At 67.7% G+C, this 25,038-nt stretch carries 31 protein-coding genes and 1 tRNA gene; 19 read left to right on the top strand and 13 right to left on the bottom strand.

Features of this window, described 5'->3' with window-relative positions:
* Window positions 1–2: 2 nt before the first annotated feature.
* Window positions 3–647: a hypothetical protein gene (locus tag ABEI27_RS00350; protein ID WP_375797426.1), complete on the bottom strand. Its 645-nt coding sequence runs from the start codon at window positions 645–647 to the stop codon at window positions 3–5.
* A gap of 345 nt (window positions 648–992) precedes the next feature.
* Here ABEI27_RS00350 and ABEI27_RS00345 point away from each other — a divergent pair, with 345 nt between their 5' ends.
* On the top strand, window positions 993–1,958 hold the full coding sequence (locus ABEI27_RS00345) for a tRNA 2-thiolation protein NcsA (RefSeq protein ID WP_375797425.1): 966 nt from the start codon (window positions 993–995) through the stop codon (window positions 1,956–1,958).
* Window positions 1,959–2,167: 209 nt separating this feature from the next.
* Here the strand turns inward: ABEI27_RS00345 and ftsZ are convergent, their stop codons facing one another.
* From ftsZ to ABEI27_RS00330, 3 genes are all read right to left on the bottom strand, one after another.
* A complete protein-coding gene (gene ftsZ, locus ABEI27_RS00340) occupies window positions 2,168–3,370 on the bottom strand; it encodes a cell division protein FtsZ (RefSeq protein ID WP_375797424.1) in 1,203 nt (400 codons plus the stop codon).
* Window positions 3,371–3,373: 3 nt separating this feature from the next.
* Window positions 3,374–3,550, bottom strand: a complete 177-nt coding sequence (locus ABEI27_RS00335; RefSeq protein WP_089764219.1) for a ribbon-helix-helix domain-containing protein — start codon at window positions 3,548–3,550, stop codon at window positions 3,374–3,376.
* Between the two features lie 210 nt (window positions 3,551–3,760).
* Entirely contained in the window at window positions 3,761–4,327 is a 567-nt protein-coding gene (locus tag ABEI27_RS00330; RefSeq protein ID WP_375797423.1) for a double zinc ribbon domain-containing protein, read from the bottom strand.
* 109 nt (window positions 4,328–4,436) lie between these two features.
* Between ABEI27_RS00330 and ABEI27_RS00325 the strand changes: the two genes are divergently transcribed.
* The 13 genes from ABEI27_RS00325 to ABEI27_RS00265 all read left to right on the top strand — a co-directional run bounded on the left by ABEI27_RS00325 (window position 4,437) and on the right by ABEI27_RS00265 (window position 13,528).
* Entirely contained in the window at window positions 4,437–5,096 is a 660-nt protein-coding gene (locus tag ABEI27_RS00325) for an HAD family hydrolase (protein WP_375797422.1), read from the top strand.
* Entirely contained in the window at window positions 5,087–6,142 is a 1,056-nt protein-coding gene (gene cbiB, locus ABEI27_RS00320) for an adenosylcobinamide-phosphate synthase CbiB (RefSeq protein ID WP_375797421.1), read from the top strand. The genes ABEI27_RS00325 and cbiB overlap by 10 nt, the downstream gene beginning before the upstream one ends.
* Window positions 6,133–6,897: an adenosylcobinamide-GDP ribazoletransferase gene (gene cobS / locus ABEI27_RS00315; protein WP_375797420.1), complete on the top strand. Its 765-nt coding sequence runs from the start codon at window positions 6,133–6,135 to the stop codon at window positions 6,895–6,897. Before cbiB ends, cobS begins: the two co-directional genes overlap by 10 nt.
* Window positions 6,882–7,589, top strand: coding sequence for an NTP transferase domain-containing protein (locus ABEI27_RS00310; RefSeq protein WP_375797419.1), 708 nt, complete (start codon window positions 6,882–6,884; stop codon window positions 7,587–7,589). Before cobS ends, ABEI27_RS00310 begins: the two co-directional genes overlap by 16 nt.
* Window positions 7,586–8,728 carry a nicotinate-nucleotide--dimethylbenzimidazole phosphoribosyltransferase gene (locus ABEI27_RS00305; RefSeq protein ID WP_375797418.1) on the top strand — a complete coding sequence of 381 codons (1,143 nt, stop codon included), beginning with the start codon at window positions 7,586–7,588 and terminating at the stop codon, window positions 8,726–8,728. The genes ABEI27_RS00310 and ABEI27_RS00305 overlap by 4 nt, the downstream gene beginning before the upstream one ends.
* A complete protein-coding gene (locus ABEI27_RS00300) occupies window positions 8,718–9,728 on the top strand; it encodes a threonine-phosphate decarboxylase (RefSeq protein WP_375797417.1) in 1,011 nt (336 codons plus the stop codon). The genes ABEI27_RS00305 and ABEI27_RS00300 overlap by 11 nt, the downstream gene beginning before the upstream one ends.
* Before the next feature lie 44 nt (window positions 9,729–9,772).
* Window positions 9,773–10,522, top strand: a complete 750-nt coding sequence (locus ABEI27_RS00295; RefSeq protein WP_375797457.1) for an adenosylcobinamide amidohydrolase — start codon at window positions 9,773–9,775, stop codon at window positions 10,520–10,522.
* Window positions 10,523–10,552: 30 nt separating this feature from the next.
* Complete coding sequence (locus ABEI27_RS00290) at window positions 10,553–11,881, top strand: cobyrinate a,c-diamide synthase (RefSeq protein WP_375797416.1); 1,329 nt, start codon at window positions 10,553–10,555, stop codon at window positions 11,879–11,881.
* Window positions 11,882–11,983: 102 nt separating this feature from the next.
* Window positions 11,984–12,253, top strand: coding sequence for a 50S ribosomal protein L37ae (locus tag ABEI27_RS00285; protein WP_375797415.1), 270 nt, complete (start codon window positions 11,984–11,986; stop codon window positions 12,251–12,253).
* Between the two features lie 36 nt (window positions 12,254–12,289).
* Window positions 12,290–12,424 carry a DNA-directed RNA polymerase subunit P gene (locus ABEI27_RS00280; protein ID WP_089764242.1) on the top strand — a complete coding sequence of 45 codons (135 nt, stop codon included), beginning with the start codon at window positions 12,290–12,292 and terminating at the stop codon, window positions 12,422–12,424.
* A gap of 20 nt (window positions 12,425–12,444) precedes the next feature.
* On the top strand, window positions 12,445–12,765 hold the full coding sequence (locus tag ABEI27_RS00275) for a KEOPS complex subunit Pcc1 (RefSeq protein WP_375797414.1): 321 nt from the start codon (window positions 12,445–12,447) through the stop codon (window positions 12,763–12,765).
* A gap of 123 nt (window positions 12,766–12,888) precedes the next feature.
* Complete coding sequence (locus ABEI27_RS00270; protein WP_375797413.1) at window positions 12,889–13,278, top strand: prefoldin subunit beta; 390 nt, start codon at window positions 12,889–12,891, stop codon at window positions 13,276–13,278.
* A gap of 4 nt (window positions 13,279–13,282) precedes the next feature.
* A complete protein-coding gene (locus ABEI27_RS00265; protein WP_375797412.1) occupies window positions 13,283–13,528 on the top strand; it encodes a DUF3194 domain-containing protein in 246 nt (81 codons plus the stop codon).
* A 36-nt stretch (window positions 13,529–13,564) separates the two neighbouring features.
* On the opposite strand, the gene ABEI27_RS00260 is transcribed toward ABEI27_RS00265, so the two are convergent.
* Window positions 13,565–15,469 carry a DUF2070 family protein gene (locus tag ABEI27_RS00260; protein WP_375797411.1) on the bottom strand — a complete coding sequence of 635 codons (1,905 nt, stop codon included), beginning with the start codon at window positions 15,467–15,469 and terminating at the stop codon, window positions 13,565–13,567.
* Between the two features lie 37 nt (window positions 15,470–15,506).
* Entirely contained in the window at window positions 15,507–16,055 is a 549-nt protein-coding gene (locus ABEI27_RS00255) for a GMP synthase subunit A (RefSeq protein ID WP_375797410.1), read from the bottom strand.
* A gap of 196 nt (window positions 16,056–16,251) precedes the next feature.
* Here ABEI27_RS00255 and ABEI27_RS00250 point away from each other — a divergent pair, with 196 nt between their 5' ends.
* Window positions 16,252–16,686: a universal stress protein gene (locus tag ABEI27_RS00250; protein WP_375797409.1), complete on the top strand. Its 435-nt coding sequence runs from the start codon at window positions 16,252–16,254 to the stop codon at window positions 16,684–16,686.
* 64 nt (window positions 16,687–16,750) lie between these two features.
* Here ABEI27_RS00250 and ABEI27_RS00245 read toward each other — a convergent pair whose 3' ends face one another.
* Complete coding sequence (locus ABEI27_RS00245; protein WP_375797408.1) at window positions 16,751–17,293, bottom strand: hypothetical protein; 543 nt, start codon at window positions 17,291–17,293, stop codon at window positions 16,751–16,753.
* Window positions 17,294–17,411: 118 nt separating this feature from the next.
* On the opposite strand from ABEI27_RS00245, the gene ABEI27_RS00240 reads away from it, so the two are divergent.
* From ABEI27_RS00240 to ABEI27_RS00230, 3 genes are all read left to right on the top strand, one after another.
* Window positions 17,412–17,759 (top strand): DUF192 domain-containing protein, encoded by a 348-nt coding sequence (locus tag ABEI27_RS00240; protein WP_375797407.1) that lies wholly within the window; start codon window positions 17,412–17,414, stop codon window positions 17,757–17,759.
* Window positions 17,760–17,838: 79 nt separating this feature from the next.
* Complete coding sequence (locus tag ABEI27_RS00235; protein ID WP_375797406.1) at window positions 17,839–19,407, top strand: (R)-citramalate synthase; 1,569 nt, start codon at window positions 17,839–17,841, stop codon at window positions 19,405–19,407.
* 73 nt (window positions 19,408–19,480) lie between these two features.
* A complete protein-coding gene (locus ABEI27_RS00230) occupies window positions 19,481–19,804 on the top strand; it encodes a hypothetical protein (RefSeq protein ID WP_375797405.1) in 324 nt (107 codons plus the stop codon).
* 38 nt (window positions 19,805–19,842) lie between these two features.
* On the opposite strand, the gene ABEI27_RS00225 is transcribed toward ABEI27_RS00230, so the two are convergent.
* A complete protein-coding gene (locus tag ABEI27_RS00225; RefSeq protein WP_375797404.1) occupies window positions 19,843–20,010 on the bottom strand; it encodes a hypothetical protein in 168 nt (55 codons plus the stop codon).
* A gap of 336 nt (window positions 20,011–20,346) precedes the next feature.
* A tRNA-Ser gene (locus tag ABEI27_RS00220) sits at window positions 20,347–20,431 on the bottom strand.
* 112 nt (window positions 20,432–20,543) lie between these two features.
* Between ABEI27_RS00220 and ABEI27_RS00215 the strand changes: the two genes are divergently transcribed.
* A complete protein-coding gene (locus tag ABEI27_RS00215) occupies window positions 20,544–21,509 on the top strand; it encodes an AAA family ATPase (RefSeq protein WP_375797403.1) in 966 nt (321 codons plus the stop codon).
* Between the two features lie 37 nt (window positions 21,510–21,546).
* Here ABEI27_RS00215 and ABEI27_RS00210 read toward each other — a convergent pair whose 3' ends face one another.
* Genes ABEI27_RS00210 through ABEI27_RS00195 form a run of 4 tightly spaced genes read right to left on the bottom strand, consistent with a single transcriptional unit; the run spans window position 21,547 to window position 24,975 of the window.
* Window positions 21,547–22,080 carry a hypothetical protein gene (locus tag ABEI27_RS00210; RefSeq protein WP_375797402.1) on the bottom strand — a complete coding sequence of 178 codons (534 nt, stop codon included), beginning with the start codon at window positions 22,078–22,080 and terminating at the stop codon, window positions 21,547–21,549.
* Window positions 22,077–23,348 (bottom strand): DUF58 domain-containing protein, encoded by a 1,272-nt coding sequence (locus ABEI27_RS00205; protein ID WP_375797401.1) that lies wholly within the window; start codon window positions 23,346–23,348, stop codon window positions 22,077–22,079. Before ABEI27_RS00205 ends, ABEI27_RS00210 begins: the two co-directional genes overlap by 4 nt.
* Window positions 23,348–24,040, bottom strand: a complete 693-nt coding sequence (locus ABEI27_RS00200) for a hypothetical protein (RefSeq protein ID WP_375797400.1) — start codon at window positions 24,038–24,040, stop codon at window positions 23,348–23,350. The genes ABEI27_RS00205 and ABEI27_RS00200 overlap by 1 nt, the downstream gene beginning before the upstream one ends.
* On the bottom strand, window positions 24,037–24,975 hold the full coding sequence (locus ABEI27_RS00195) for a DUF4129 domain-containing protein (RefSeq protein WP_375797399.1): 939 nt from the start codon (window positions 24,973–24,975) through the stop codon (window positions 24,037–24,039). Before ABEI27_RS00195 ends, ABEI27_RS00200 begins: the two co-directional genes overlap by 4 nt.
* Window positions 24,976–25,038: the final 63 nt, after the last annotated feature.

Below are 25,038 nucleotides of genomic sequence, written 5' to 3'. Positions count from 1 at the left end.
ACTCAGACGACGTCGCCGCGAACGGTGGTCCCAGACTGCGACGCCCGGTACTCCCTGACGGCGGCGGCGGCCTCGGCGGCGGTGTCGTCGGCGAGTCCGAGCATCGATAGCGACTCCGGGAGCGTCGGGAAGACGAGTTCCCCATCCCGCAGTTTCTGGAGCGCTGACGTCGATCGCTGTGCTTCGGCGTAGAGACAGACGCCGCGCGGGTCGAGGATCTGCTCGTAGGCCTCGCGATCGATCGCGCTCTTCAGGCGTTGTCGGACGTTGTCCTCGAAGGACGCGTTGCAGACTTCGAGGTGGACTGGCTCGTCGCCGTCGAGCAGGTGCGCGGCGAGGCACTTTTCGGGTGCTGCGTGCCCGCTAGCGTTCGTTTGGACGCGGTCCGGATACGCCTCGGCCCACGCCGCGGAGACGCTCCGTCCGATACCCTTCACACCGTGTTCGGCCTCGAAGCGCGTCTCGGCGTCGGCGTCACCTCGGAGAAGGAGATCCTTCGTGACGTAGATGTCGAGGCGCTCGATCGGGTCGAGGCCGAGCGCGACGTCGCCGTAGACCCAGACCTCTCGAACGGGGACCGGCATCGGTTCGTCCTCGACGGCGTCGAGCACGGCTTCGATCCGTGCCAGCGCGCGGTCTCGTTCCATACACGGGATGGGAGAGGGATCACCGAATGTGTTTCGACGACAGCAACGTGTTAGTCGAGGGCGAATCCGCCAGACGACGGCGACTGTGAGAGCGTTCACCGTACTTCCGGAGGTATTTTTACTACGGTCGCCGTACTAACCCGTGGCACTCTAGGGTGTCGATCGGTCATCGTACGGTGACCACTTCGGGGTAACGCGACCCTCGAGTGCCTTCCCCCCATCCCCCTCTCCCTTCGACACGCGTACCCCATTCGGCTCGTGACGACGGCCATCGACGAGAGCCGTTGCAGTCAGCGACATCCCGAGACGAAACCGGTATGCGCTCCCGTCGCCAACGGCGGACCGATGGAGTGCGACAAGTGCGGCCGCGACGCCGTGATGCACGCGGGCTACTCCGGAGCGCACCTCTGCGGCGAGCACCTCTGTGCCTCGATCGAGAAGCGCGTCCGTCGTCGGATCCGTCGCGACAGCCTCGTCCCGAGAGACGCCTCGCCGGACGACCCCGAGCGCTGGGTCATCGGACTCTCCGGCGGGAAAGACAGCGTCGTGCTCGCGCACATCCTCGACGAGACGTTCGGCCGCGACCCCCGGATCGAGATCATCGCGCTGACCATCCACGAGGGAATCGAGGGATACCGCGACGAGAGTGTCGACGCCTGCGTCGAACTCGCGGCCGACCTCGACCTCCGGCACGAACTTGTCTCGTACGAGGACGAATTCGGCGTCCGGATGGACGACGTCGTCGAGGACGACCCCGAGGGGATGGCTGCCTGCGCGTACTGCGGGGTGTTCCGGCGCGACCTCCTCGAGTCGTACGCTGCGGCGTTCGACGCCGACATTATGCTCACCGGTCACAACCTCGACGACGAGGCACAGACCGCGTTGATGAACATCCTCGAAGGCAACGTCGAGCAGATGGCCAAGCACTTCGACGCGAGCCTCGGCCCGTTCGACGAGCGCCACGACTCCGAGCAGTTCGTCCCCCGGGCGAAGCCCCTCCGCGACGTCCCTGAGAAGGAGATCGCGCTGTACGCGCACCTGAAAGACCTGCCGGCGCACATTACCGAGTGCCCCCACTCCTCGGAGGCGTTCCGCAGCGAGATACAGGATCTGCTGCTCTCGCTCGAAGAGGCCCACCCCGGAACGAGACACTCGATTATGTCGGGGTACGAGGAACTCGCTTCGATGGCGGCCGATCGCTACCGCGGGGCGTCGACGCCGGAACTCGCCGAGTGCGATCGCTGCGGATCGCAGACGACGAGAGACGTCTGTCGGAAGTGCCGGCTCCTGGAGTCACTGGAAGCGGCATAGTCGCCCTGCGGCCGGGTGCGCTACAGTACCGTTTGCGAACCCTCCTGTAGGCGTCTCGTCGGACCGGACGACAATCGGGTGACTGGTGAAGTCAGCCGCGACTGTATCGAGCGACGAACAAAAAATCGTGGACGAAACGCGAATGACTGAAGACTGCAGGAAACACACCGGCGGTCAATACGGTGCTGCCCGGTCTGTCGAGTGCGCGATTATCGAATGACGTCGACGCCGTGTTGCGTCTCACGCTGTTCTTTGCCACCGTCGGACTGCCAGGAGCCGCCGGTCGCAGTCGATCCGGAGGAGGTGCCTCCCTGCGCGAACTCGGCGTCCTCGTTCGCGTCGAACTCCGAAGCTTCGAGGCTTTCTCTCGAGCGATCGGCCTGCTTCTGCGTTGACGGGCCGAGCACCTGTGCGGACTGAACGCCGGTCATAATCGCCATCACGCGTACTTTCCCCTTGTATTCGTCGCGGATGCGGGCGCCCCAGATGACGTTCGCGCGCGCTTCGAGGCGCTCGGTAATGTTGTTGGCGATGCCCTCGGCCTCTTTCAGTGTGAGGTCGGGGCCGCCGGTGATGTGAACCAGGCCGCCGGAGGCGCCGCGGTAATCGACGTCGAGCAGCGGGTGGTTCATCGCATCGTTGACGACTTCCTGGGTCTTGTTCTTATCTTGCGTCTGCCCGACGAGCATCACCGCGACACCGCCCTGGTCCATAATCGTGGACATATCCGCGTAGTCCAGATTAATAAGCGAGGGCTGGGTGATAGTCTCGGAGATCCCCTTCACGGTCTCGGCGATGATCTGGTCCATCACCGAGAACGCCTTTCCGATCGGGAGATTGGGGACGTAATCGAGCAGGCGATTATTGTCGAGGACGATGATCGAGTCGGCTTCGTTGCGAAGTTTTTCGAGTCCTTCCTCGGCTTTGACCGTGCGTGCACGCTCGACGTTGAACGGGGTCGAAACCATCCCGACGACGATCGCACCCTGCTCTTTGGCGATCTTCGAGACGACGGGGGCCGCACCGGTGCCGGTACCGCCGCCCATCCCCGCGGTGACGAAAACCAGATCGGCCTCGCCGAGGACTTCCTTGATCGTGCCCTGAGCCATCTCGGTGGCTCGCTCGCCCATCGAGGGGTCGCCGCCAGCGCCGAGCCCCTGCGTCAGGGACTTACCGACGAGGATCTTCGTGTCCGCCTCGACCATCTTGAGGTGCTGTTTGTCGGTGTTGATCGCTACCGTGTCAGCGCCATCGACGCCGATGTTGTAGAGGCGATTCACCGTGTTGTTTCCAGCACCGCCACAACCGACGATGACGATGCGGGGACTCCCGAACTCGTCACCGTCTGGGCTATCGGTGGTGTCGCGCTCTTGCTCGTCGCGTTCCATCGCCTCTCTGACAATGTCCTGCATCGTTTACACCTTGGCCCAGTGTTTTGTTGGCGAGTCGCGGTTCTCCGGCTGCTGTTCGTTGAGCATCTCGCGGACGGCCGACCGAATGGCTTCGGACCGGTTCGGGAACTCTCCGGTCTCGACCATCTGTTCGACCTCCTCGATCTGCTGCTTCGGAATTCGTAGTGTCACACGCTCCATTGTTGCATTCCCCCGGTAAGACGGCGCGCACACCCCGTGCGAACGTCTTACATTCCCGAAAACGGAAGTCAGAGGGCGTCTCGCCCGCTTCCATCGGTTCTGTAAGACGACCGTCTTACGCGGGAGATACCACAGACTGATACATCATAAATGTGTCGGTAATCGTAAGACAAAGCCGCGAAACGCGCGTATACAGGCGTTTCAGCGTGTTTACGTTCGTTCGAGCACGTCGGCAGCGGAGGTCCGCCGGCCGCAGCTGGGGCAGAATGCCCAGTCGGATCGGAGTTCGTCACCGCATTCGCAGAACACACGGTGGGTAGCCTTCTCGCCGCAGTTCGGGCAGTAAACGTGGTCAGAGCCCACGTTTTCACCACATTTATCGCACGTTTTCTCGCGTCCTTCGCGCGTGTCTGCATCGAATTCCTCGCGTGTCTTACGTTCAGCGGAGGCCGCCTCACCGGCCTCAACGACGTCGTTTTCGGACGTTTCGGATGTTTGCGCGCCGTCAACGGTGACGTTGACGTTCAGATCGCGGGCAGGGCGCGGACGCTCGCGTCCGACGAGTTCGTCGAACCGTTCGGTCACGAGTTCGTCGACGCGTTCGCGGATGACATCGTCGACGCTGTCAGACGCAGTTGCGGCGTCCGCAGACGCTTCACAGTCCGCGCCGTCGAGGTATGTGCGCAGGGCGTCGCGCATCGCCTCGCTCTTGGAGGCTTCCAGCGCCTCCAACCGCTCGACGAGGTCGTCGTCCTCACGGAACGTGATCTTGCTCATCGATTCTACATATGTGACATGGTATTTGAATCTTCCTTCGTGTCTGACGGATGTCTGTCGCCACGCGGACGCCGGCAAATTCAAGTCTACTTTCGTCGATGCAATCGTAGTGGCAGTTACGTTCGATCTCTTTGGCACGCTGGTGGCGGTCGATCGCTCCGAGGATCCCGAAGTGTCAGTGGCGACGACCCTCCGTGATCGTGGAGTCGCCGTCCCCGACAACTGGAGCGAGCGGTACACCGAGCAACATATCGAGGCCCCGTCGGGGGCAGAGGTCCCGCTGCCGGCGCACGTCGCCGCCGCGCTCCGCGCCGGTGGCGTTGACGCGCCCGCGAGCACTGTCCGACGCGCCGTTGTCGCCGCGTTCGATCCCGAGGTGCGAACCCGACCGGGTGCCGATGCCGCGGTGTCGGCCGCTGCGGCGCGCGGACCTGTCGGCCTGCTCTCGAACTGTTCGGTGCCTGAACTGGTCCCACGAACGTTGATTCGCTCGACGCTGGATCGATCGGCGTTCGACGCGACTGTGACGAGCATCGGCTGCGGGTGGCGCAAACCCCACCCAAAGGCCTTCGAGACCGTCGCCGGGGAACTGGGCGTTGACGCCGAAGCGCTGGTGCACGTCGGCGACGACGACGCGACCGACAGTGGCGTCGAGGCAGTGGGCGGGGCGTTTCTCGACGTCGACGAGGTCGGACTGAACTCGTTCGCCGATCGACTCCGGGCCGGTGACCAGCCCGCATCGCTGGCGGAGGGGTCGCCGTGCCGGTGACCGCGGCGACTGCTGTCGCCGTCGCGTTCGGTTTCGACGTCGCCTTCGGCGAGCCACCGACGCGCGTTCACCCGGTCGCGCTGTTCGGATGGCTCGTCGGTCGGATCGAGCGCGCAATCACAAGCGGTTCCAACGAACGGGCGGGCCGCAAGCGGCCTGCCGGCGCGCTCGTCGCGCTCGTTCTCCCGCTCTGCTTCGCGGGCGTTGCCGCCGGGGTCGTCGCTGCTGGGAGTCATATCAGTCCTTGGATCGGTGCCGCTCTGGCTGGGCTTACGCTGTTCTCGACGACGAGCCTCCGGCTCCTGCTGACGAGCGCCCGGGACGTGATCGACGCGACTGAGGCGGACCTCGACCGCGCGCGATACGAACTCCGAGCGCTCGCCGGCCGCGACGCGGCAGGTCTCGACGCGCCGCACGTCCGCTCGGCCGCAGTGGAGAGCCTCGCCGAGAACCTCGCGGACGGGTTGGTGGCACCGCTCGCCGCCTTCACACTCGTCGCGGCCAGTGCGGGGGCCCTCACGGGTGCCGGGGCCGTCGCTGCTGGAAGCAACGCCGTCTCGACGTCGGTCCCGCTCTCGGCGGCTGCCGGGGCGGCCGCGTGGGTGAAAGGCGTCAACACGCTCGACTCGATGCTGGGCTACCGCTCGAAGCCGGTCGGCTGGGCTTCGGCCCGCCTCGACGACATCGTAATGTGGCTGCCCGCGCGGGCGACGGCGCTGCTACTCGCGGTCGCCGGGGGGTCGCCGTCGCTTCCGATTCGCTCGGAAACGAGAGCGCTCGCACGGCAGCCCCCGTCCCCCAACTCCGGCTGGCCGATGGCGACGATGGCGGCGGCGCTGTCGGTACGGTTGCGGAAGCGCGGCACGTACGACCTCGAACCCGGAGCCGCCGCGTCGTCAGACGCGTCCGACAGCACGAAGACGGGAGACAGCACCGGGGACAAATCACCTCTTCCGGACGTCGCGGCGGCAACCCGGGGGATCCGTCTGACACAGCGCGCCGGCCTGCTCGCGGTCGCGCTCGCGGGGGTGGTGGCGTGGTGGTGAGCGCACTCCGCGGGGCGCTGGGCTTCCTCACGCGACTCCCCGTCGGCGGCGACGAGGCCGCCTGGGAAGCCTTCCGACGCACGCCAGTCGCGATCACACTCGCGGGCTACGTCGTCGGTGCGGTGGCGGCGCTACCGCTCCTCGTTCCGCTGCCCGTGCCGAGCGCGGCGGCTCTGTACCTCACCACGCTCGTGCTCCTGACGGGCGTGACGCACGCCGACGGCCTGGCCGACCTCGGCGACGCGGCCGCGGTCCACGGCGGCGCCGACGCGGCGCGTCGTCGCGAGGTGCTGAAAGACTCACAGACTGGCGTCGGGGGCGCGCTCGCCGTCGCGCTCGTACTTGTCACGCTCGGACTGGGGGCGCTCGGCGTGGCCGGGACGAGGCCCAGGAACGCGTTCGCCCTGGCGCTCGCAGTCGAAGTGGGCACAAAGAGCGGGATGGCAATGTTAGTCTGTACGGGTGATGCGGTCCACGAGGGACTCGGGTCCGCGCTCAGTGAGCACGCGACCCCGACCGCGCTCCTGCCTGTGACGATTGCCGCGCTTCCCGCACTCGTGATCGGAAGCGCGCTGGGGACGGCGTACGCGGCCCCGGCCGCCGCGCTGCTGGTACCGGTTGCCGTCGCGTGGCTCGTCGGCCGGTGGGCGGTGGGCGCGCTGGGCGGGATCAACGGCGACGTCCTCGGAGCGGCGAACGAACTCGGTCGCGTCGCAGGGGTGCACACGGGGGTGATCGTGTGGACGCTCTGGTGATGTGCGGCGGTCGCGGAACTCGGCTCCGGAAGGCCGACAGCTCGGCCGGTTCCGACGCGACACCGCTCAACGGCGCAGGCGATACCGATGGGACGCCACCCAACGGCGCGAGCGATGCCAACGCGACGCCGCCCGACGTCGAGAAACCACTCGTCGAGATCTGCGGCCGATCGATGCTGGCCCGCGTGGTCGACGCGCTGACTGCGAGCAGTCTCGACGGGACGATCCACGCCGTCGTCTCGCCGCAGGCACCCGCAACGGCCGAACGGGTCGCCGATCTGCCCGCGTCAGTCGTCGAAACGCCGGGAGAGGGGTACGTCTCCGATCTCAGGTCGGCGCTGACGTCGGTTGGACGCCCGGCGCTCACGGTCCCCGCCGATCTCCCGCTCCTGGCTCCCGAGCACGTCGACGACGCACTCACGAGAGCGGGGGCCACGAGCGGCCGTGCAGACGCGGGCGCTGAAGATGTGGAGGTAACGTCGCTCACGGTCTGTGTACCGGCGGTGCTGAAGCAGCGCCTGGGGGCGTCCGTCGATACGACCTTCGAGTTGGCGGGGCGTACAATCGCGCCGACGGGGCTGAACGTGGTCGTCGGCGACGACGACACCGTGGCGTTGACGTACGATGCCCGCCTGGCGGTCAACGTGAACCGACCCGGAGACGTCTCGCTCGCGGAGGCGCTGTGCGAATGACCCGAGCGACAGAGCACCCGCGCGTGATCCTCGTCGCGGGGTCGACTCGCACGGCCGAAATCGACGGGATCAGCGCCGCCGGCGCGTCCCGCGACGCCCGCCTGCACACCCCCGGCGCAGACGCCGAACTCCTGACCTACGGCGAGGTCGTCCGCGCCCCCGCGGTCCCGGTGAGTCCGAACGGGTGTCCGACGCCCGCGCTCGTCACGCGAACCGTCCGGGAGCGAGTGGGATTCGACGTGACGGTCATCGACGGCGGACTCGCACGGCCGACCGGGGCACCGACCGTGACTGTCGGCGCTAGGCCCGGCAACGACATCCGTGAACCCGACCCGGTCCAGACCGCTCCCGGGGCGTTCACCGCGGCGCGAGAGCTCGGCCGTGGACTGCCGGACGAGCGGATCGTCGTCGGTGAGACTATCCCGGGCGGGACGACCACCGCGATGGCAGTCCTCAAAGCACTCGGCGAGGCGCGGATCGATCCGTCGTCGTCGCTGCCGGAGAACCCGATCGACTTGAAGCGACGCGTCGTCCGGGAGGCGTTCGAGGCCTCGAGTTTCGAACCCGGGCAGGCGGCCCACAATCCAGAACAGGCGGTTCGATTCGTCGGCGATCCCGTGCTGGCGGTCGCCGCGGGCCTCGTCGCTGGCGCGCTCGAATCGGGGACAGAGGTGGTGCTCGGCGGCGGGACCCAGTTGCTCGCGGTCGCCGCGCTCGTTCGCCACGCGGGGGTCCCGCGACGGGCGACGCTCGCGACGACACGGTACCTGGCCGACGACGTCTCCGGCCTCCGCGAGGCCGCGGCGGCGTTCGACCTCGACCTCGTCGTCTCCGACCCCGGCTTCGACGCCGACGACGCCGGTCCACTCGCAGCCTTCGCCGACGGCGTCGCCAAGGAGGGCGCAGTGATGGGCGGCGCACTTCGGCTCGCGGACGAGGCCGACCGGCTCGACGAAGTGACCGACGCGACGCTCGGGCTGCTCGATCGGGTAGTCGCCGGTGGTGACGAGAGTAAGGGCCGTCGAGCGAGGGACGACTATGACGTGAAGGGCGACCGTGGTGAAGGCGACGACAGTGGTCACAGCAACGACCGGCGCGGAGGACCCGGCGGCGACGGAGGGGTCGATCGTGGACCCTGACGCCGTCGCCGACGTCGAGCGCGTACCTCACGGGGGCAGCGACGACCCCGATCTCGTCGACTTCAGCGCGAACACGAACCCCGTGCGGCCCGAGGGCGTCGCCGATGTCTACGAGGCTGCGCTCGACGCGTCGACGCGATACGCCGACGACCATCCGGAGTACCGCGTGGCGGCGGCCGGCTACGTCGGGTGCGACCCGGCGGCTGTCGTGCCGACCGCCGGCGGCCTCCCCGCGCTCCGGTTGGCGTTCGGCGTCACCGTCGGTCCGGACGACGCTGTCGCCGTTCCCGAGCCGAGTTTCGGGGAGTACGCCCGCGAGATCCGTCTTCAGGGCGGCGAACCGGTCGGGATCCCTCACGACGCGATCCTCGATGTCGATCCGGACGACTACGCCGCGGTGGTCGTCTGCACGCCAAACAATCCCACGGGCGGCCGTCCCGACCCGGGGCGGCTTCGAGATGCGCTCGCGGACTGCCGTGCGGCCGAGACGCCGCTCGTCGTGGACGAGGCGTTTCTGGACTTCACCGACGCGCCGAGCCTCGCGGGCGAGCCTGGCACGGTCGTCGCCCGCTCGCTGACCAAGATGTTCGGACTGCCGGGGATCCGGGCCGGGTTCGCCGTTGCGACGGGCGACCTGGGCGAGCGGATCCGCGCGGCCCGTCAGGCGTGGAGTCTCTCGACGCCGGCCGCGGCGGTCGGACGGTACTGCCTCCGACAGACCGAGTTCGTCGAGCGGACGCGAGAACGGGTCGCAACAGAGCGTGAGCGGCTACGTGAGGCGTTTGCGGGTGCGTACCACGTCTTCCCTTCGGACGCGCCGTTCCTGCTGCTAGACGTCGGTAACGCGTCAGTCGACGGCGTACTCAGCCGCGCTCGGGACGCCGGAATCGCGATCCGCGATGCACGGACATTTGCGCGACTGGACTCCCACGTTCGCGTGGCCGTGCGCCGACCGCACGAGAACGACCGGCTGCTCGCAGCGCTCCTGGACGACCGATGAGTGATTCCGGGCCCGATCCGAAGCGCGGCGGCGAGCGCGAACCGGTGTTCGACGCGACGGTTACGGAGGAGGTCTGTCGGCTCCGTCGGCCGGGGACGCGGTGGCTCTCGACCGGCTACGATGGAGGCGAGTCCCACGCCGACGCCGGGTATCTCTGCTCGGTCCCGGAGGGGTGGGACGACGTCGATATCGCGAACTACATCGAGCGCCGCCGTCTGGACGCCGGATTCGACGACGCCGATCCCGGGCCGGCCCTGCTGACCGGGATCTCGATGTGTCACGCCCATCGTGCTCGCCTCGGGTCGGTCGAGGCAGTCGCGACGGCCGGTCTGAGCAACCCGGCGGCGCTCCCGGTCCCCGGTGAGCGATGGGTCGGTGACGAGGGGGGCGACGGTTCAGTCGGGAGCAGCGACGATTCACAGCACGTCGGTACCGTCAACGTCGTCGTCGGCACGACCAGATCCCTCGCTCCGGGCGCACTCGCGAACCTCGTCGCCGTCGCGGCCGAGGCGAAGACGGCAACGCTCTTGACTCAGACGGGCTTCCCCGGGACCACCTCAGATGCTGTGGTGGTCGCCTGCGATCCTGCCGGCGACTCGGCCGCGTTCTCCGGGAGTGCGACGGCCGTCGGCGCGGCGGCGCGAGCCTGTGTTCGTGACGCGTTGCTGGCGGCACTTCGGTCGCGATACGGGACCGATCGTCCCCCGACGTCGGTCGCGGAAGCAACGTACGGCGTCGTGACCGATGCCCGCGCCGCGGTCTCGACTATCGACAGCGATAACTCGGACGGATAGCTTATACTCGCGTACGATAGAAAACCGACAATGCCGACCGAATCGGTTCCCTCGGACCTCCCTGGCGTCGTCATCGCGGGGACGTCATCGGGCGTTGGCAAGACCATCGCGACCATAGCTGTCTGTCGTGCGTTGGAGCGTGCGGGGAAGACACCGGTCGCGGCCAAAGCCGGTCCGGACTTCATCGACCCGAGCCACCACGCCGCGGCACTCGGTCGTCCCTCGCGAACGCTCGATCCGTGGCTCTCGGGGGAGAGAGGGCTCCGACAGGCCTACGCCCGCGGGGCCGACGAGGGTGACGTCTGCGTCGTCGAAGGAATGATGGGCCTCTACGACAGCGATGTGAGTACTGCGGCCGTGGCGTCGGCGCTCGGCCTCCCGGTGATCCTGATCGTCGACGCCAGCGGGGGGATGGAGAGCGTCGCTGCGACCGGACTCGGATTCCAGCGGTATGCCGCGCACGTCGATCACGACGTTGACGTCGTCGGCCTCCTCGCCTCGCGTGCGCACAGCGGTCGTCACGAGTGTGGGATCCGCAATGCCATTGCGGAACTCAGATACGTCGGACGGATTCCGCCGCTCGACGGCCTGGAGGTTCCCGAGCGCCATATCGGGCTTCACGCAGGCGACGAAGCCCCCATAGACGACGACCCGCTCGACGCCGCGGCGCGGAACATCGAGACGGAGCGCGTGCTCGACATCGCACGGCCGCCGGCGTTCGACACGACCCCATCGCTCCGTGCCGCCGACGAAACGGGCGTCCGCGTCGCGATCGCGGCCGACGACGCCTTCCGGTTTATGTATCCGAGTACTAGAGATCGCTTGGCCGATCGCGCCGTCATCGAGCAGTTCTCGCCGGTCGCCGGCGATGCCGTCCCCGAGTGCGACGCCGTCTATCTCCCGGGCGGCTATCCCGAACGGCACGCGGCGACGCTCGCGGCGTCGCCGACGCTCGACGAACTGGGTGAACTCGCCGCCGAGGACGTGCCGGTCTTCGGGGAATGCGGCGGAATGATGGTCCTCGGAGAGTCGCTCGTCACCGAGGACGGCGAGCACGAAATGGCGGGCATCCTGCCCGTCGAGACGCGGATGACGGACGCCCCTGGCGGCCTGGACCACGTCGGTATTCGTGCCACACGCGACACGCTCGTCGCACCCGCGGGCGAAACGCGCCGCGGGCACGAGTTCCACTACTCCTCGGCGACGGCCGAATCCGACGCGCGCTACGCCTTCGAGATGGTTCGCGGGGCGGGGATCGACGGGGCGAACGACGGCCTCGTCGAGTATCGAACGCTGGGTACCTACACGCACTTTCACCCCGGATCGGGCGTATTCGACTACCTGCTCGAAACGGTGTGACGGGTCGGTCGAATCGGTCTGCGTCAACGGCACCGTCACTCTCGGCCGCGACGGTTGCGTCTCGCAGGGTTTATGCCGCCGCCCGGGGTAGAACGCGGTACTATGGCCGACAATAAGGCGCGAACGACCGGTAGTTCCGGTCGCTTCGGAGCGCGGTACGGGCGGGTCGCTCGCCGACGCGTGAAGGAGATCGAGGCGGAGATGCGGAACGCGACGGTCGACGAGGACGACGTCACCCGTCTGGAGCCCGGAATCTGGAAGAACGAAGAGACCGGCGAGGTCTTCACCGGCGGGACGTACCGCCCGCAGACCCCGGGCGGCACACAGGTCCGTCGCTCCATCCGCGCCGCACTCTCCAGCGACGAAGAGTAACGTGCGTACCAGCCAACAGGCCCGACTACGATACAGATGAGCTACAAGTGTTCCCGGTGTAAGCGCGACGTCGAACTGGACGAGTACGGCGGTGTGCGCTGTCCTTACTGCGGACATCGCGTCCTCCTGAAGGAGCGCGCACCGGACGTCAAGGAAGTCCCGGTCGAGTAACGCTGGCTCCGTCCCCGCCGATGGCAGCGCCAGAGTCACCCGCAGACGGCGACGACGTCGTTCACGCGGCAGCAATCGATTTTACCTACCCGAGTCAGCGACGCGCTCGTGTCGTCGCCGAGAGCGCGGGCGTCGAAGTCGGCGAGATCGACGACGACCGCTCTGGAGCCGAACTCGACCGTGACGGCGAACGCGTGACGCTCGACGTCGAGGCGACCGATCTCGTCGCGCTCCGCGCAGGGCTGAACACGTGGCTGCGACTCGTCGACGTCGCAGAGCAGGTGGCCCACGACGCCGCATCGCGCAGGGCCGAAGACGTGCCAGCAAGCGGCGACACGTGAGCGGGCGCAGCGTCGGCTGAGAGCGCATTCGACGGAGACAACGGGTAGCTGGGGCGATGCCGTCGCCACGTCTGCGAGGGACGAATACGGGCCTTTTTCAGTACGCATCCCGTCGCCACGGATATGCAGGGTAATCTGCCGCCGGAAGCGCAAGAGAAACTCGAAGAGCTGCAGGACCTCCAGGACACCGCCCAGAAGGTGGCCGCCCAGAAGGAGCAGGCCGAGTCCACGCTCACCGAGTCGAAGACGGCACTCGACGCCCTCGAAGAGATCGACGAGGACACCACGATGTACCGCGAGGTCGGCGAACTGCTCGTCGAGACCGAGTACGACGAGGCCCACGAGGAACTCGAGGACACAGTCGACAGTCTCGAGATCCGCGTCGAGCAACTGACGAAACAGGAAGAGCGCGTCGAAGAGCAGTTCGAGAGCCTCCAGCAGGAGCTCCAGCAGATGCTCCAGGGTGGCGCGGGCGGCGGGCCGATGGGCCCCGGCGGCGCCGGCGGCGCGTAAACCGATGCCGACCGACGAAACGGTCGTCCAGACGGCCGCTGAGGCCGCAGAGGGCGTGATTCTCGCCCACTACAAGCAGTCGGAACTCACCGACTTCGACGTGACCGTGACGTTCGAGGACGACGTCCTCGACGTCGACGTCTATGTCAATGCCCCCGACCACGCCGAGGCGGATGCGGACGCCGTCGCCGACGAGGCCGCGCGGACGGCGCGCGACGCTGTCGACGAACTGTTCGAAGACGGCGGCTGACACCGGCACCCGGCCGGCGCAGTGCGGACTCGTTTCTCACGCAAATAAGAAGATCAGGATGCTGACGGCCACCGCCGCGAGGATCACCGAGACAGCGAACGCACCGCCCAGCGCGACGACGGCGTTCGCGTGGCTGGCGAGCGTCTCAGTGCGATCGTTGCCGAAGACCGTCACCGCTGCACGCTCGACGGCCACCCCAGCCTCGACGGGCTCGCGGTCGTCACGGGCCGCTGCGACGAGGTCGCTGATCAGCCGCTTGAGTTCCGCCGGGTCGATGGCCGCGCCGACTTGATTGTCCGCCTCGACAGAGTTGACGATGTGCGTGTCGGTCGTCATCACTTCCGCTTCGTCGAGGGATCCGTCGGCGACGATCGCGTCGCGGAGTTTGCCGCGGAGCCCGGGTTCCATATTGTTGCCATCAATCAGCACGTAGGCCGTCTCTTGCCCGTCGACAGCCGTGACGGCGACGCGAATTCCGAGCGGGCCGATCCCATCCGCCGGCTCCCACGGCGTCTCGTCCCAGGCGACGCCGAGTTCGATGTCGCCGCGGTCGGCCGTCGAGAGCCGCTGGCCTGTGATGCCAGCCGCGCCGATCATATCGAACGCGCGCTGTGAGCCGGGCGTGACGTGGCCCAGATCCGGGCCGTTCAGGCCGTCGTTGGAGTTGTGAGCATCGACGAGGACGACGTCGTCGAGGCCGCTCGTTCGGGCCTCGGCCGCCGCGGAGAGTCCGACCCCGTACTCGACGTCGTCGGCGAAGCCGGGCGCGTACGTCGAGACCAGAAGGGCGTCGTCACCGAACGCCTGTCCCAGCATCGAGTTCTCTCCCGACCGGACGCGAACGCTCCGCGTCGCCGCCGTGTCGTAGGAGACCCGGTCGGCCGCCGTCTGTGCGGCGTCGAGGATGGTATCGACTTCACGCTCGGTCACGAGATTGAAGTCGTGGCCGGCGGTGGCGTGGGGCGGAAAGACGAGCGCCGAGCAGTCGCGCGCAACGCGCTCGGGGAAGTTCCCGCCGCCGATCTCGCCCATCGGACCCGGGTGAATCATCGGGAGAACGAACCGGGCTTTCTCGCTGTCGTCGGTGCGGAACGAGAGTACTGACACCGGGACCAGCGCCTCCTCGCCCAGTTGCTGGAAGAACTTCTCGAGTTCACGGGAGTCCTCAGCGACGTGGCCGACGAATCCACGGAGAAAATCGAGCACCGAGACGCCGAGGCTCCGTCGCCACGGCCGATCGACGGCGACAATGAACGCGTAGACCGCCAGCGCGTAGAGTCCACAGGTGATCCCGAGAAGGACGAAGTGCTGTGCGGAAATCGCGGAGAACTCCGCCGGTGCGTCTGCCGACCGCGCCAGGTATGGCGTCAGGTAGACGTCGAGAAGCGGCCCGCCGACCTCGAGAAAACGGAGCGTTCCACTGTAGATGAACAGGAGCACGGCGGCGGCGACAGTCTGGAGACTCGCCGGAATCGACGCGACCAGCAAGGAGGACCGCGAGACCGCCATCACGACGAGAAGCCGGAAGGCGAACACCGACGCGAGTGCGACGACAAGGGCGTCGAAGACGAACCGTTGTTCGAGGCCGGTGAACACCGAGAAGATCGCCGCAGCGGTGACGATCGTGACGACGATAATCTCCGAGATCAGCGCGAGAAGCGACGAGCGGCTTGGCGTGAGTGTGCCGCCGACGAGGCGGTCCACCCCGCTCGTCCCGAACGCGGCGACGACCGTCGGGATCCCGATGAAAAAGATCCCCTCCCACGCGTCGCGGCCGACGAAGAACAGGCCGCGCCAGGTGCGGGCGTACGCGCCGGAGTCGAAAGCGGCGACCCCGGCGACGGCAGCGATGAGAATAGCGAAGGCGAGACTGGTGTACCAACTCGGCGCGCGGAAGATGAAGCGAGACAGGCCAGCAAGATCGCTTTGTGTGGTTGTCATAGGAGAATGGAACCGGCGGCGGTCCACAGCGTCCGGGTTACTCGCAAACGTCGATGAAGTTTCGGAACACCTCCTCGCCGCGCTCGGTGTGGGCTACCTCCGGATGCCACTGCACACCGTAGAGGTCGCGGTCGGGATCGCTCATCGCCTCAACGTCGCAGACATCGGACGTCGCCGTGTGCGAGAAGCCCTCCGGGACGTTCTTGACCTCGTCGGCGTGGCTCGCCCACACGCGGGTTTTCGGCGCGAGCGATCCGATGAGCGGGTCGTCGCCGTCGAGGATGTCGACGTCGACGTCCGCGTAGCCGCCGTAGTCACCGGAGCCGACCGTACCGCCGAGTTCGTCCGCGAGGACCTGCATTCCGAGGCAGATACCGAAGATGGGGACTTCGAGATCGAGATACACCGGACAGTTGCCGATGTCGTCGATATCCGGACCGCCGGAGAGGACGAGGCCGTCGGCGTCGATCTCTTCGGGCGGCGTCTGGTTGTCGACGATTTCGACGTCGACGCCGAGATCCCGGAGCGCGCGTCGCTCGAGGTGCGTGAACTGACCGTGGTTGTCGATAACGACGATGCGAGTCATCAGTTGTCGGAAGTAGACCGAACAAGGTCAAAAAGCGCCCGGTCTACGCGCGAACGGGGTGCCTGGATCTGTGCGGGCGACGACGCGAGACTAGTTCGCCACTGTCGGACGCTTGAGGGGACTCGACGAGGCGGCCGATTCTCACAATCGGAGAACTGTGTCAGGTTCTAACAGTATCCGGTCCATACAGTCGCCTATGCACCTGCTACTACCATTCGACATCGTTCCCGTGGAAAGCCGGGTGCCACAGAGCACGTTCGGTGTATCGCCGACGAGCGAACGAGCGGTCCGGTACGCGTTCGAGGTATTCGGCGATCAGGACGACCTCAGGGTGACGGCAGTCGAACTCTCTGCGGAGACGATCAGTCTCCAGGAGAATCTCGGCGTGGCAGACATTCGATCGCTGGCGGCCGAACAGGGCGTCGATGCGGAGATCCGCCAGCACTCGGTGACTGAAATCAGCTCGATGGCATCGCTCCGGCAGGAGATCCTCGGCATCGTAGAGGCCGACGATGTCGACACGGTGGTGGTGGGGTACGAGGAGGCGTCGTTCGACGACGCGGCGTTCACCGGAAGCACCATCGAACGGGTCTTAGAGGAGCGAGGCGTCCCCGTCGTGCTCGTTCCGTGAGGCTCGGCGTCGAATCGGCGGACGGTGAGTCTTCCCGGCGACGGCCGTGCCAGCGCGGTGACGGCTACTTCTCGGTTTCGTCGTCGCGACGCTCCCGCGCAGTGGTGAAACCGAACTCGGACTGTTCTTTCGCCCGGCGCTCCTCGCGGGCGGCGAACGCGTCCGGGGTGGGTTCGGCGTCGTCGTCGATCCGGGCGAACGACCCGTGGATCTTCGCGTGACACCACCGGCAGAGCGCGACCGTGATCTCGTGGCTCGGATCCCCGTCCGCCCCCTGATCGCTCGCGCTCCCGTAGGAGAGATGATGCTCCTCGAGTAGGGGCCGCGAGTCGTCGTGGGCAATCCGTACCGACTCCAGTCCGCAGCGGACGCACTCGTGGCCGTCTGTCGTCGACCGGTAGTGCGGACAGTCGTGGAACGCCCAGTCTTCGTCGGCCGCAACGCACTCGTAGTCTGCGCGGCGGCGCGCGGCCGCGAATTCGGGGTCGTCGCCAGCGCGGGTCAGCGCGAAGCGACACCGGCCGTCGTCAGTGAGATGATCACAGACGCCGGCGTGGTCGTAGGGGTCGTCGACCCCGACCGGCGTTCCAGTTGGCGTCTCCCGCATACACGACGAGTCCGGCTTCCGGGGAATTGAATCCGCCGGTTCGCCTGGAATCGGGCTTCGGGTGGAACCGCCCCACACCAGTCGAGCGATTTATCAACCCGGCCGCAGACCGGAGCCTGTGCGAGTCGAGCACCGTAGTGGGGGCGAACGCCAGACGCTCGCGACCGACGTCGAGGTAGTAGATACGTTCCTTACGCGGGCGCGCGGTCTGATGTTCCGGCGGTCGATCCCCGAGGACTACGCGATGGTGTTCCAGTTCGACGAGCCCGACAGCCGCGACCTGCATATGATCTTCGTCCCGTTCGACCTGGATGCACTGTGGCTCGTCAGCAGCGAGGTAGTCGCGAAGAAACGACTGCGGGCCTGGCGCGGCATCGGAGCCGCGACGGCCGATACGGTGGTCGAGCTTCCAGCGGGGGCTGCAAACGGTGTCGAACCCGGCGATACCGTCCACGTCGTCGGATAAGCGAGTCGAGTGGGACGTCTTGTCGAGAAGCGTCAGTTTAAGTGGTTGCGTGAACACACTCCGTGTGAGCATATGACTCGTGGTCGATTTATTCGGGGGTAACCCCGACAACCCCCTCGCATCCACCGTGGATTCTGGCGACTCCGTACAGCTATTAGACACGACGCTCCGAGACGGCGAACAAGCCCCGGGTGTCTCGCTCACGCCGGACGAGAAGGCCGACATCGCGCGGTCGCTCGACCGTTCCGGAATCGAGTTCATCGAGGCCGGGAGCGCCTGCACCGGTGAGGGCGAGCGCGAGACCATCCGGCAGGTGACTGCGCTCGACCTCGATGCGACAGTGACGAGTTTCGCCCGCGGCGTCCAGAACGACATCGACCTCGCGCTCGATTGCGACGTCGACGGGGTGACGATCGTCGTTCCCGCCAGCGACAAGCACGTCGAGCGGAAGGTCGGCACGACCCACGACGAGGTGGTCGAAAACACCGGCGACCTCGTCGCGTACGCCAAGGACCACGACCTCTGGGTCGAGGTCATCGGCGAAGACGGGTCTCGTGCCGATCTGGACTTCCTCGAACGCCTGATGCGCGAGGCACTCGACGCCGGCGCAGACCGGTCGTGTTACGCCGATACCGTCGGCCACGCCACGCCGGAGACGAGTTTCGAGTACGTCTCTCGGCTGGCCGATCTCGGCCCGGTGTCGACGCACACCCACGACGACCTCGGACTGGGAATGACGAACGTCTGGGCCAGCCTCGCGGCCGGCGCGGACCTCGTTCACGGGACGATTAACGGCATCGGCGAGCGTTCCGGCAACGTCGCCCTGGAGGAGGTCGCGATCGCGCTGGCGCACGGATACGGGGTTGAGACGATGGACCTCGAACAGGTGTACGACCTCGCCCAGCAGGTCTCCCACTCGACGGGCGTCCCGCTGCCGCCGAACAAGGCGGTCGTGGGCGAGAACGCGTTCACCCACGAGAGCGGCATCCACACCGACGGTACGCTCAAGGACGACACGATGTACGAGCCCTACCCGCCGGAAATGGTGGGTCGGGAGCGACGGCTCGTCCTCGGGAAGCACGCCGGTCGCGCCGGCGTCCGCGCCGCCCTCGAAGAACACGACGTCGACGTGAGCGAAGAGGAACTCGCGGCCGTCGTCGAGCGCGTCAAGCGCCTCGGCGACCGTGACAAGCGCGTCACCGACGCCGACCTGCTCGCAATCGCCGAGGACGTCCAGGGCCGCGAGCGAGACCGTCACGTCGAACTCCTGGATCTTACCGCTGCCTCCGGCGGCGGGACGCCGACCGCGTCGGTTCGGTTGCGTGTCGGCGACGAGGAGCGCGTCGCGTCCGGGACCGGGAGCGGTCCCGTCGACGCCGCCGTCGAGGCCGTCCGGGCCGCACTCGGCTCCGAGGCCAACGCCCAGTTGGAGTCGTACCACGTCGACGCCATCACCGGCGGCACCGACGCCGTCGTCACCGTCGAAGTGGAGATGTCGAAGGGCGATCGGACGGTCACCGTCGCGACCTCGGACTCCGATATCACCCGCTGTAGCGTCGATGCGATGGTCGAGGCGCTCGACCGGCTTCTGTCAGTCGACGTGGCCGGCACCGGGGCCGATCCGGAGGAGACGCTGGCGGGCGACTGACGCGGCCAGCGTTCTCGCTTCGCGGCGACTTCGGGACCGCACGATGAAGTAACCGCGTCCCGTAGCCGCAGGTGTGAGCGAGTACGTCGTCGACGTGAAGCCGTCGGCGCGGCGGACGAACGCCGCGGCCGGACAACTCGTCCAGCGGTCGGGGAGTCGCCATCGCTTCGACAGCCGTGCGGACGCCGAGACATGGGCCGCGGGACTGACTGCGCAGGGCGAGACGACCGTGTGGGTTCGGACGGCCAATCCCAACGACCGATCGGACGTCGACGCGTATCTGATCGGTCGGCGCACGCGACGCCACGGACCCAGAACTGCTGATCCGGTGGGTGAGCGGACGTCGGAGGCCGGCGAGCAGGCAGGTCTCGACGGCGACCCGCTCGCCGAACTGTGAGCGGGTTACAAAGAACGCAATCGCGAATCGAATTGTTCCTACCGCTCTTCGACGAGGTACGTCCAGCCGCCGCGCCGCTCGAATCGAACAGACTCACACGTCGCGGCGTAAGCGGCGACCTGCGCTGTCTCGATGTCGGTGACGTCGATCCGTCGTCTTTCGCTTTGGGGTTCCGCCGTCGGTTCGTCGATGGCCGTTGCGTGCATACACAATACGAGGGCAGGAACCGGTATGTAACTCAGCCTAGCGGAGTGAAAGTAAAACCGGGAGACGGCGGCGAGTGACCCAAGAGAGGAAAACTGGGCCTAATAAGTTGCCAGTGACGCTGCCGAAAGGCGACAAGCGCACCGCTTTAGCGGGTAGGTCACTGAGAAGCGCCGGGGGTGAGATTTGAACCGAGCCGAGACGTTCCTGCTCGCTCCCGCTGTTCACAGCGCGGACTGCGACTCGTCGGGTTCAACTCGCACGTGTCTGCAACACCACGGCCACCGCGTTCCGCGGCGCGACAGGCGCGCCGCTCTGGGGAGTGGGTCGCTGAGAAGCGCCGAGGGTGAGATTTGAACTCACGTGTCCGAATGGACAGTAGATTTCGAATCTACCGCCTTGGCCAGGCTAGGCTACCTCGGCTTCAGTCGGGAATGATCGGTGACGCGTTTAATCGGTTTCGATTTCGGCGAAGCCGCCGAACTCGGAGTCGTCGGATGCAACGATATAAGTCTATGACGGAACAGCGGTCCGTATGGATCCTGACGACGCGACCGCCGCCTGCGAGTCTGTCCGCGCCGAAGTCTCGACGGCCGTTATCGCCGACGAGCGCTTCCTCGAACGCGTCCTCCTCGGGGTCCTCGCTCGCGGCCACGTCCTGCTGGAAGACGTCCCCGGCACCGGCAAGACCCTCACCGCACGCAGCGTCGCACGGGCGCTCGGCCTCTCCTTCTCGCGCGTCCAGTTCACCCCCGACCTGCTCCCCGCGGACGTGACGGGGACGAACGTGTTCGACGAGCGCGAGCGAACCTTCGAATTCAGCGAGGGGCCGGTCTTCGCGAACGTCGTTCTCGCCGACGAGATCAACCGCGCGCCGCCGAAGACGCAGGCCGCGCTGCTGGAGGCGATGGAGGAGCAGCAGGTGACCGTCGACGGGGAGACGCACGAACTCCCGGATCCCTTCTTCGTCATTGCGACGCAGAATCCCGTCGAGAGCGAGGGGACGTTTCCGCTACCGGAGGCGCAGGTCGACCGCTTCGTCGTTCAGACGGGGATCGGCTACCCCGACGAAGCGGGCGAGGTCGAACTACTGCGCCGCCGCGTCGACCGGAATGCACGGTCGCCGAGTGTCGGGACAGTGCTCGATCAAGACGCCGTCCGCGAACTCCGCCGCGCGCCCGAGTCCGTGCGAGTCGACGACGACCTTCTCGGGTACGTCGCCAGGGTGGCGCGCGCCACGCGGGAGCACCGACACGTCGAGGTCGGCGTCTCACCGCGGGGGACCCAGCGCCTGCTCGAGGCGGTCCGCGCGCAGGCGATTCTCGAAGGGCGTTCGTTCGTCACACCCGACGACCTGAAGCGCGTCGCCGATCCGGTGCTCGCGCACCGCGTCGTCCTAACACCGGACGCGCGAGTCGACGACGTCGCGTCTGCCGACGTCGTCACGGACGTGCTCGATCGGGTCGACGTGCCGACTGTCGAGGGCGGCGAACCGGCGTGAGGCGGGACGGGCGGTCGTGATGCCGACGCTCCGCCAGTCAGCGACGGAGTGCTGCGACGAGAGTGACGACGCCAGCGAGGAGCAACGCCACGGCTGAGACGGGTTGGCCACCTTGCGTGCTGCGGAAGACGCCGTAGAGCACGCCGGCACCGACGGCCCCGACGACGAGGCCGGTCGCAGCGTGGGCGACCGTCAGCCGTGCAGTGTCGGCCTCGCGGCCGAGTTGCTCGCCGACGCCGACGGCGAACGCTCCGAGGTCCCACGCGAGAACGGCCCCGAGCGAGGCGATCAGGAGTGGTTCCGCCGCCGCGCCACGGGCGCCCGCGAGGAGAATCCCGAGGAGGAAGGCACCGCCCGCAAACCCCACGACGCGACGGGAGGCGGCGTACAGTCCCCCGGCCAGGAGCACGGCACCGGCCGTCCCCGCCACGAGCGCGCCGAGCGAAGCCAGTCCAAGCGCGAGTATCGAGATAAACCCGGCGAGCAGCGCCAGCGACGCCGCGAGCGTCGGCGGGCGCGCTGTCGCGCCCAGTTCCGACTCACCCGACGCTCCCCTGTCCGCCTCCGTCACCCCGACCACCGCCGTTCGGCGCGGGCGACGCGTGCGCCGAGCGGTTCTGCTCCCCAGTCGACGACGCGGAGTCCCGCGCGCCGGAGGCGGGTCAGGCGGTTCTCCCGTTCGAGTCGCGCCAGCCGGCGACCGACCGTGTCCCGCGCAGTGGCGTCCGGCGAGACGACAGTGACTGGATGGCCACGCGCGTCGAGGCCACGGGCGACTTCGACGGCCGTCTCGTCGATCAGCGGGGAGAAAAAGAGCACCTGTGCGTCCTCGGGGAGTCGGCGGCGGAATCGCTTGATCGCCGACGGTGACAAGTATGGCTGTTCCGGCGGCGTCGGCGCGAGCGCCGGGTGCGAGGCGAGCAATTCACGCCCCCGATTCCGGTGGTCCCGCCCGGCCCCCGGCGCGAGCCAGCACTCCTGCGGCGACAGCGCGGCGAGCCCGACGCGGTCACCGGCGTCGAGTAGCGACGCGAACGCCTGAGCGGCCGCGTCGACGCTCCGCTCGACGGCGTTACGATGTTCCCGATCCGGTGCGACGTACGCCGTCTGGCGGGCATCGACGAGCAGGACGACTGCAGCGGCGCGCTCCTGGCGGAACTCGATCGTCGAGAGTTCGCCGGTTCTGGCGTACCGGTTCCAGTCGATCCGCGACAGCGGATCTCCGCGACGGTACGCGCGAGTCGAGGAGAACTCCAGTCCCGACCCGGTAACGTCTGTCGAGACTCGGCCCGCGTACGGCGTCGTCAGCCCACGGAGCGGCAGCGTGTCGATGGCCTCCAGCGTCGGCGTACACGACAGCGAGGTCGGTTCCGTCGGTTCGACGTCGGTCGACCGCTCTCGGCTCCCGCTCGGGGACCGCGTGATCGCGGTGAGCGATCCCCAGTCGTGGTCGCCGCGGACGGCCTCGACGGTGTACGAAAACGTCGTCCCGGCCCCGGGGCGGAGGGCAGTGCCGTGCCGGGGCGAACCGTCAGTCACGGCGAGGGCCGGCGGCACACCGTCGACGAGTCGGAGGTCGGTCAGCGTCTGCGAGCCGACGTTTCGGACCTCGACCGTCACGTCAACCTCGGCCTCGGGATCGGGTGCGGCGTCGACGATCCGACGCTCGACCGCGAGCTGGGGCTGCGGCGCGTCGCCGAACCACGCGTAGGCCGTGTAGACGACGCCGAGGCCGGCCACGAGCAGGAGTCCGGGTCGCTGAAAGAGCACCCCCGCCGCGCCTGCCACCAGCGCCGCGCCGTCGATGCCGACCCAGCGGTTGGTGTCGATTCGGCACATCAGGGTCGCCCCTCCGCGGCCGAGCGGGACCTGTCGGCTTCGGCGTCGGTGTCGGCGTCAGCATCTGTTTCGGCGGTCTCCGAATCCGTTTTGTCGGTTCCCCCCGGTCCGTCCCGGAGCGCCTCCAGCGCGTCGAGCGCACTGGCGGCCCGTGCTTGCCGCTGTTGGCGCGCGAGGAACCGCCGGACTCGGGTCGACAGCGGCAGCGGGACGTCGGCCCCAAGATACCGCGCCGCGATCGGATCGTCCGTCCAGGTCCCCGCCTCGATGCGGCGCTCGGCTTCCGCCGCAGCGCAGTGCTCGCGGAGCCGAATGGTCTCGGTTGTCGCCTCTTCGATTCGTCGCCGAAGAGTCCGCGGGAGTCGCCTCCGACGCCGGCGGCCCGTTCTCGACCGGGGCCTTCGTGTCCCGGTGTGTCCGCGACCACCCGTGTAGCCGTCGTGACCGCGGATCTCGTCGCCCGGAGCCGGGACCTCATACCGCCGCTCCGGATCGTCGGGATCGGTCGCGGTGTAATCGAGGCCCGAGCGGCGGATGAGGTATCTCGCGCCCTGGACGCCGGCGAGGACGCCGACCAGCGCGACGAAAACGAACGAGGCGTTCAGCCCCGGGATGACGAATCCCGCGAAGCCGGCAATTCCGAGAAGCACACCCAGTCCGCCGAGGGCAGTCAGGCCGTCCGACTCGTTCACGAGCCATCACCGGCGTACGCCGACTCGATGCGCCTGAGCGCCGCGACGGCTCGCTCGGCGCGCGCCTCGGTGACACCCTCGTCACCGTAGCGGACCGTCTCGAACAGGTGGGTGAGTTCGTCGACGTCGTCGCGGTCCATCCCAGCGTCGACCGCCACGGCCGCGAACTCGCCGGGTGTGCTCGAAGCCGGTCGCTCCACGTCGAGGTGGGCGGTCATTTCCACCCACGCGCGGTAGACCTCGTTGCCGACGTCGGCGTCGGCTTCGAGACGGTCAGCCGCCGCTCCTGCGGCCCGTCCCACCTCGCGAACGTCCGCAGGCGACGCCGATTCCGATTCGTCTGCCTCGTCGTCTTCTGTCATCGCGTCCCCCGTCGACGCGAGAAAGAGGACGAGAGCGACGACGAGTGCGACGACCAAGGTCAGTCCGAAGACCGCGGTCGGCATAGCGACCGTACCACCGTCGCTCCCGCCAAGACCGACGTCCCCGCCACCGGCTGGCAACGGGAGCCCGCTGCCGGTGCCGTAGAAGCCGAACCGGAAGAGCGGCCTGGGCCCGAACTGGCAGGCCACGAGCACCCCCCACAACAGCGCCAGCGGGAGGCCGACACCAACGGCCGTGGCGGCAACGGCGCCGGACGACTCCGTCTCGCGGTAGACGGCGTAGTGGCCCGCGACCGCGACGGCTATGAGTCCGGTGACGACGAGCGGCCGGGCGAGAAAGCGAACGCAGATCGCCACGCCGCCGAACGCGCTGTCGCTCGCTGGGAAGCCGAATATGGGCGCCGGATTGCTCCCCCCGCCATCGCTCGATCCGAATCCGAAGCCGCCGCCGGTCCCACCCGTTACGGTGGTCTCGATTGTCGCGGCCGCCGCTGCGAGTGCGACAACGGCCAGAAGGGCGACAGCAACCCGGCGGGCGGTCGTTCTGTCCACGAATTGCTCGCACTTGAGGGCGCACGGTGCTAAAACTGTTCGGCGCAGGATCCAGGGCCGGAG

It is taken from the genome of Halobellus sp., from assembly GCF_042218505.1.
Taxonomy (GTDB): domain Archaea; phylum Halobacteriota; class Halobacteria; order Halobacteriales; family Haloferacaceae; genus Haloquadratum.
This window is presented reverse-complemented; position numbering and strand designations above follow the sequence as displayed.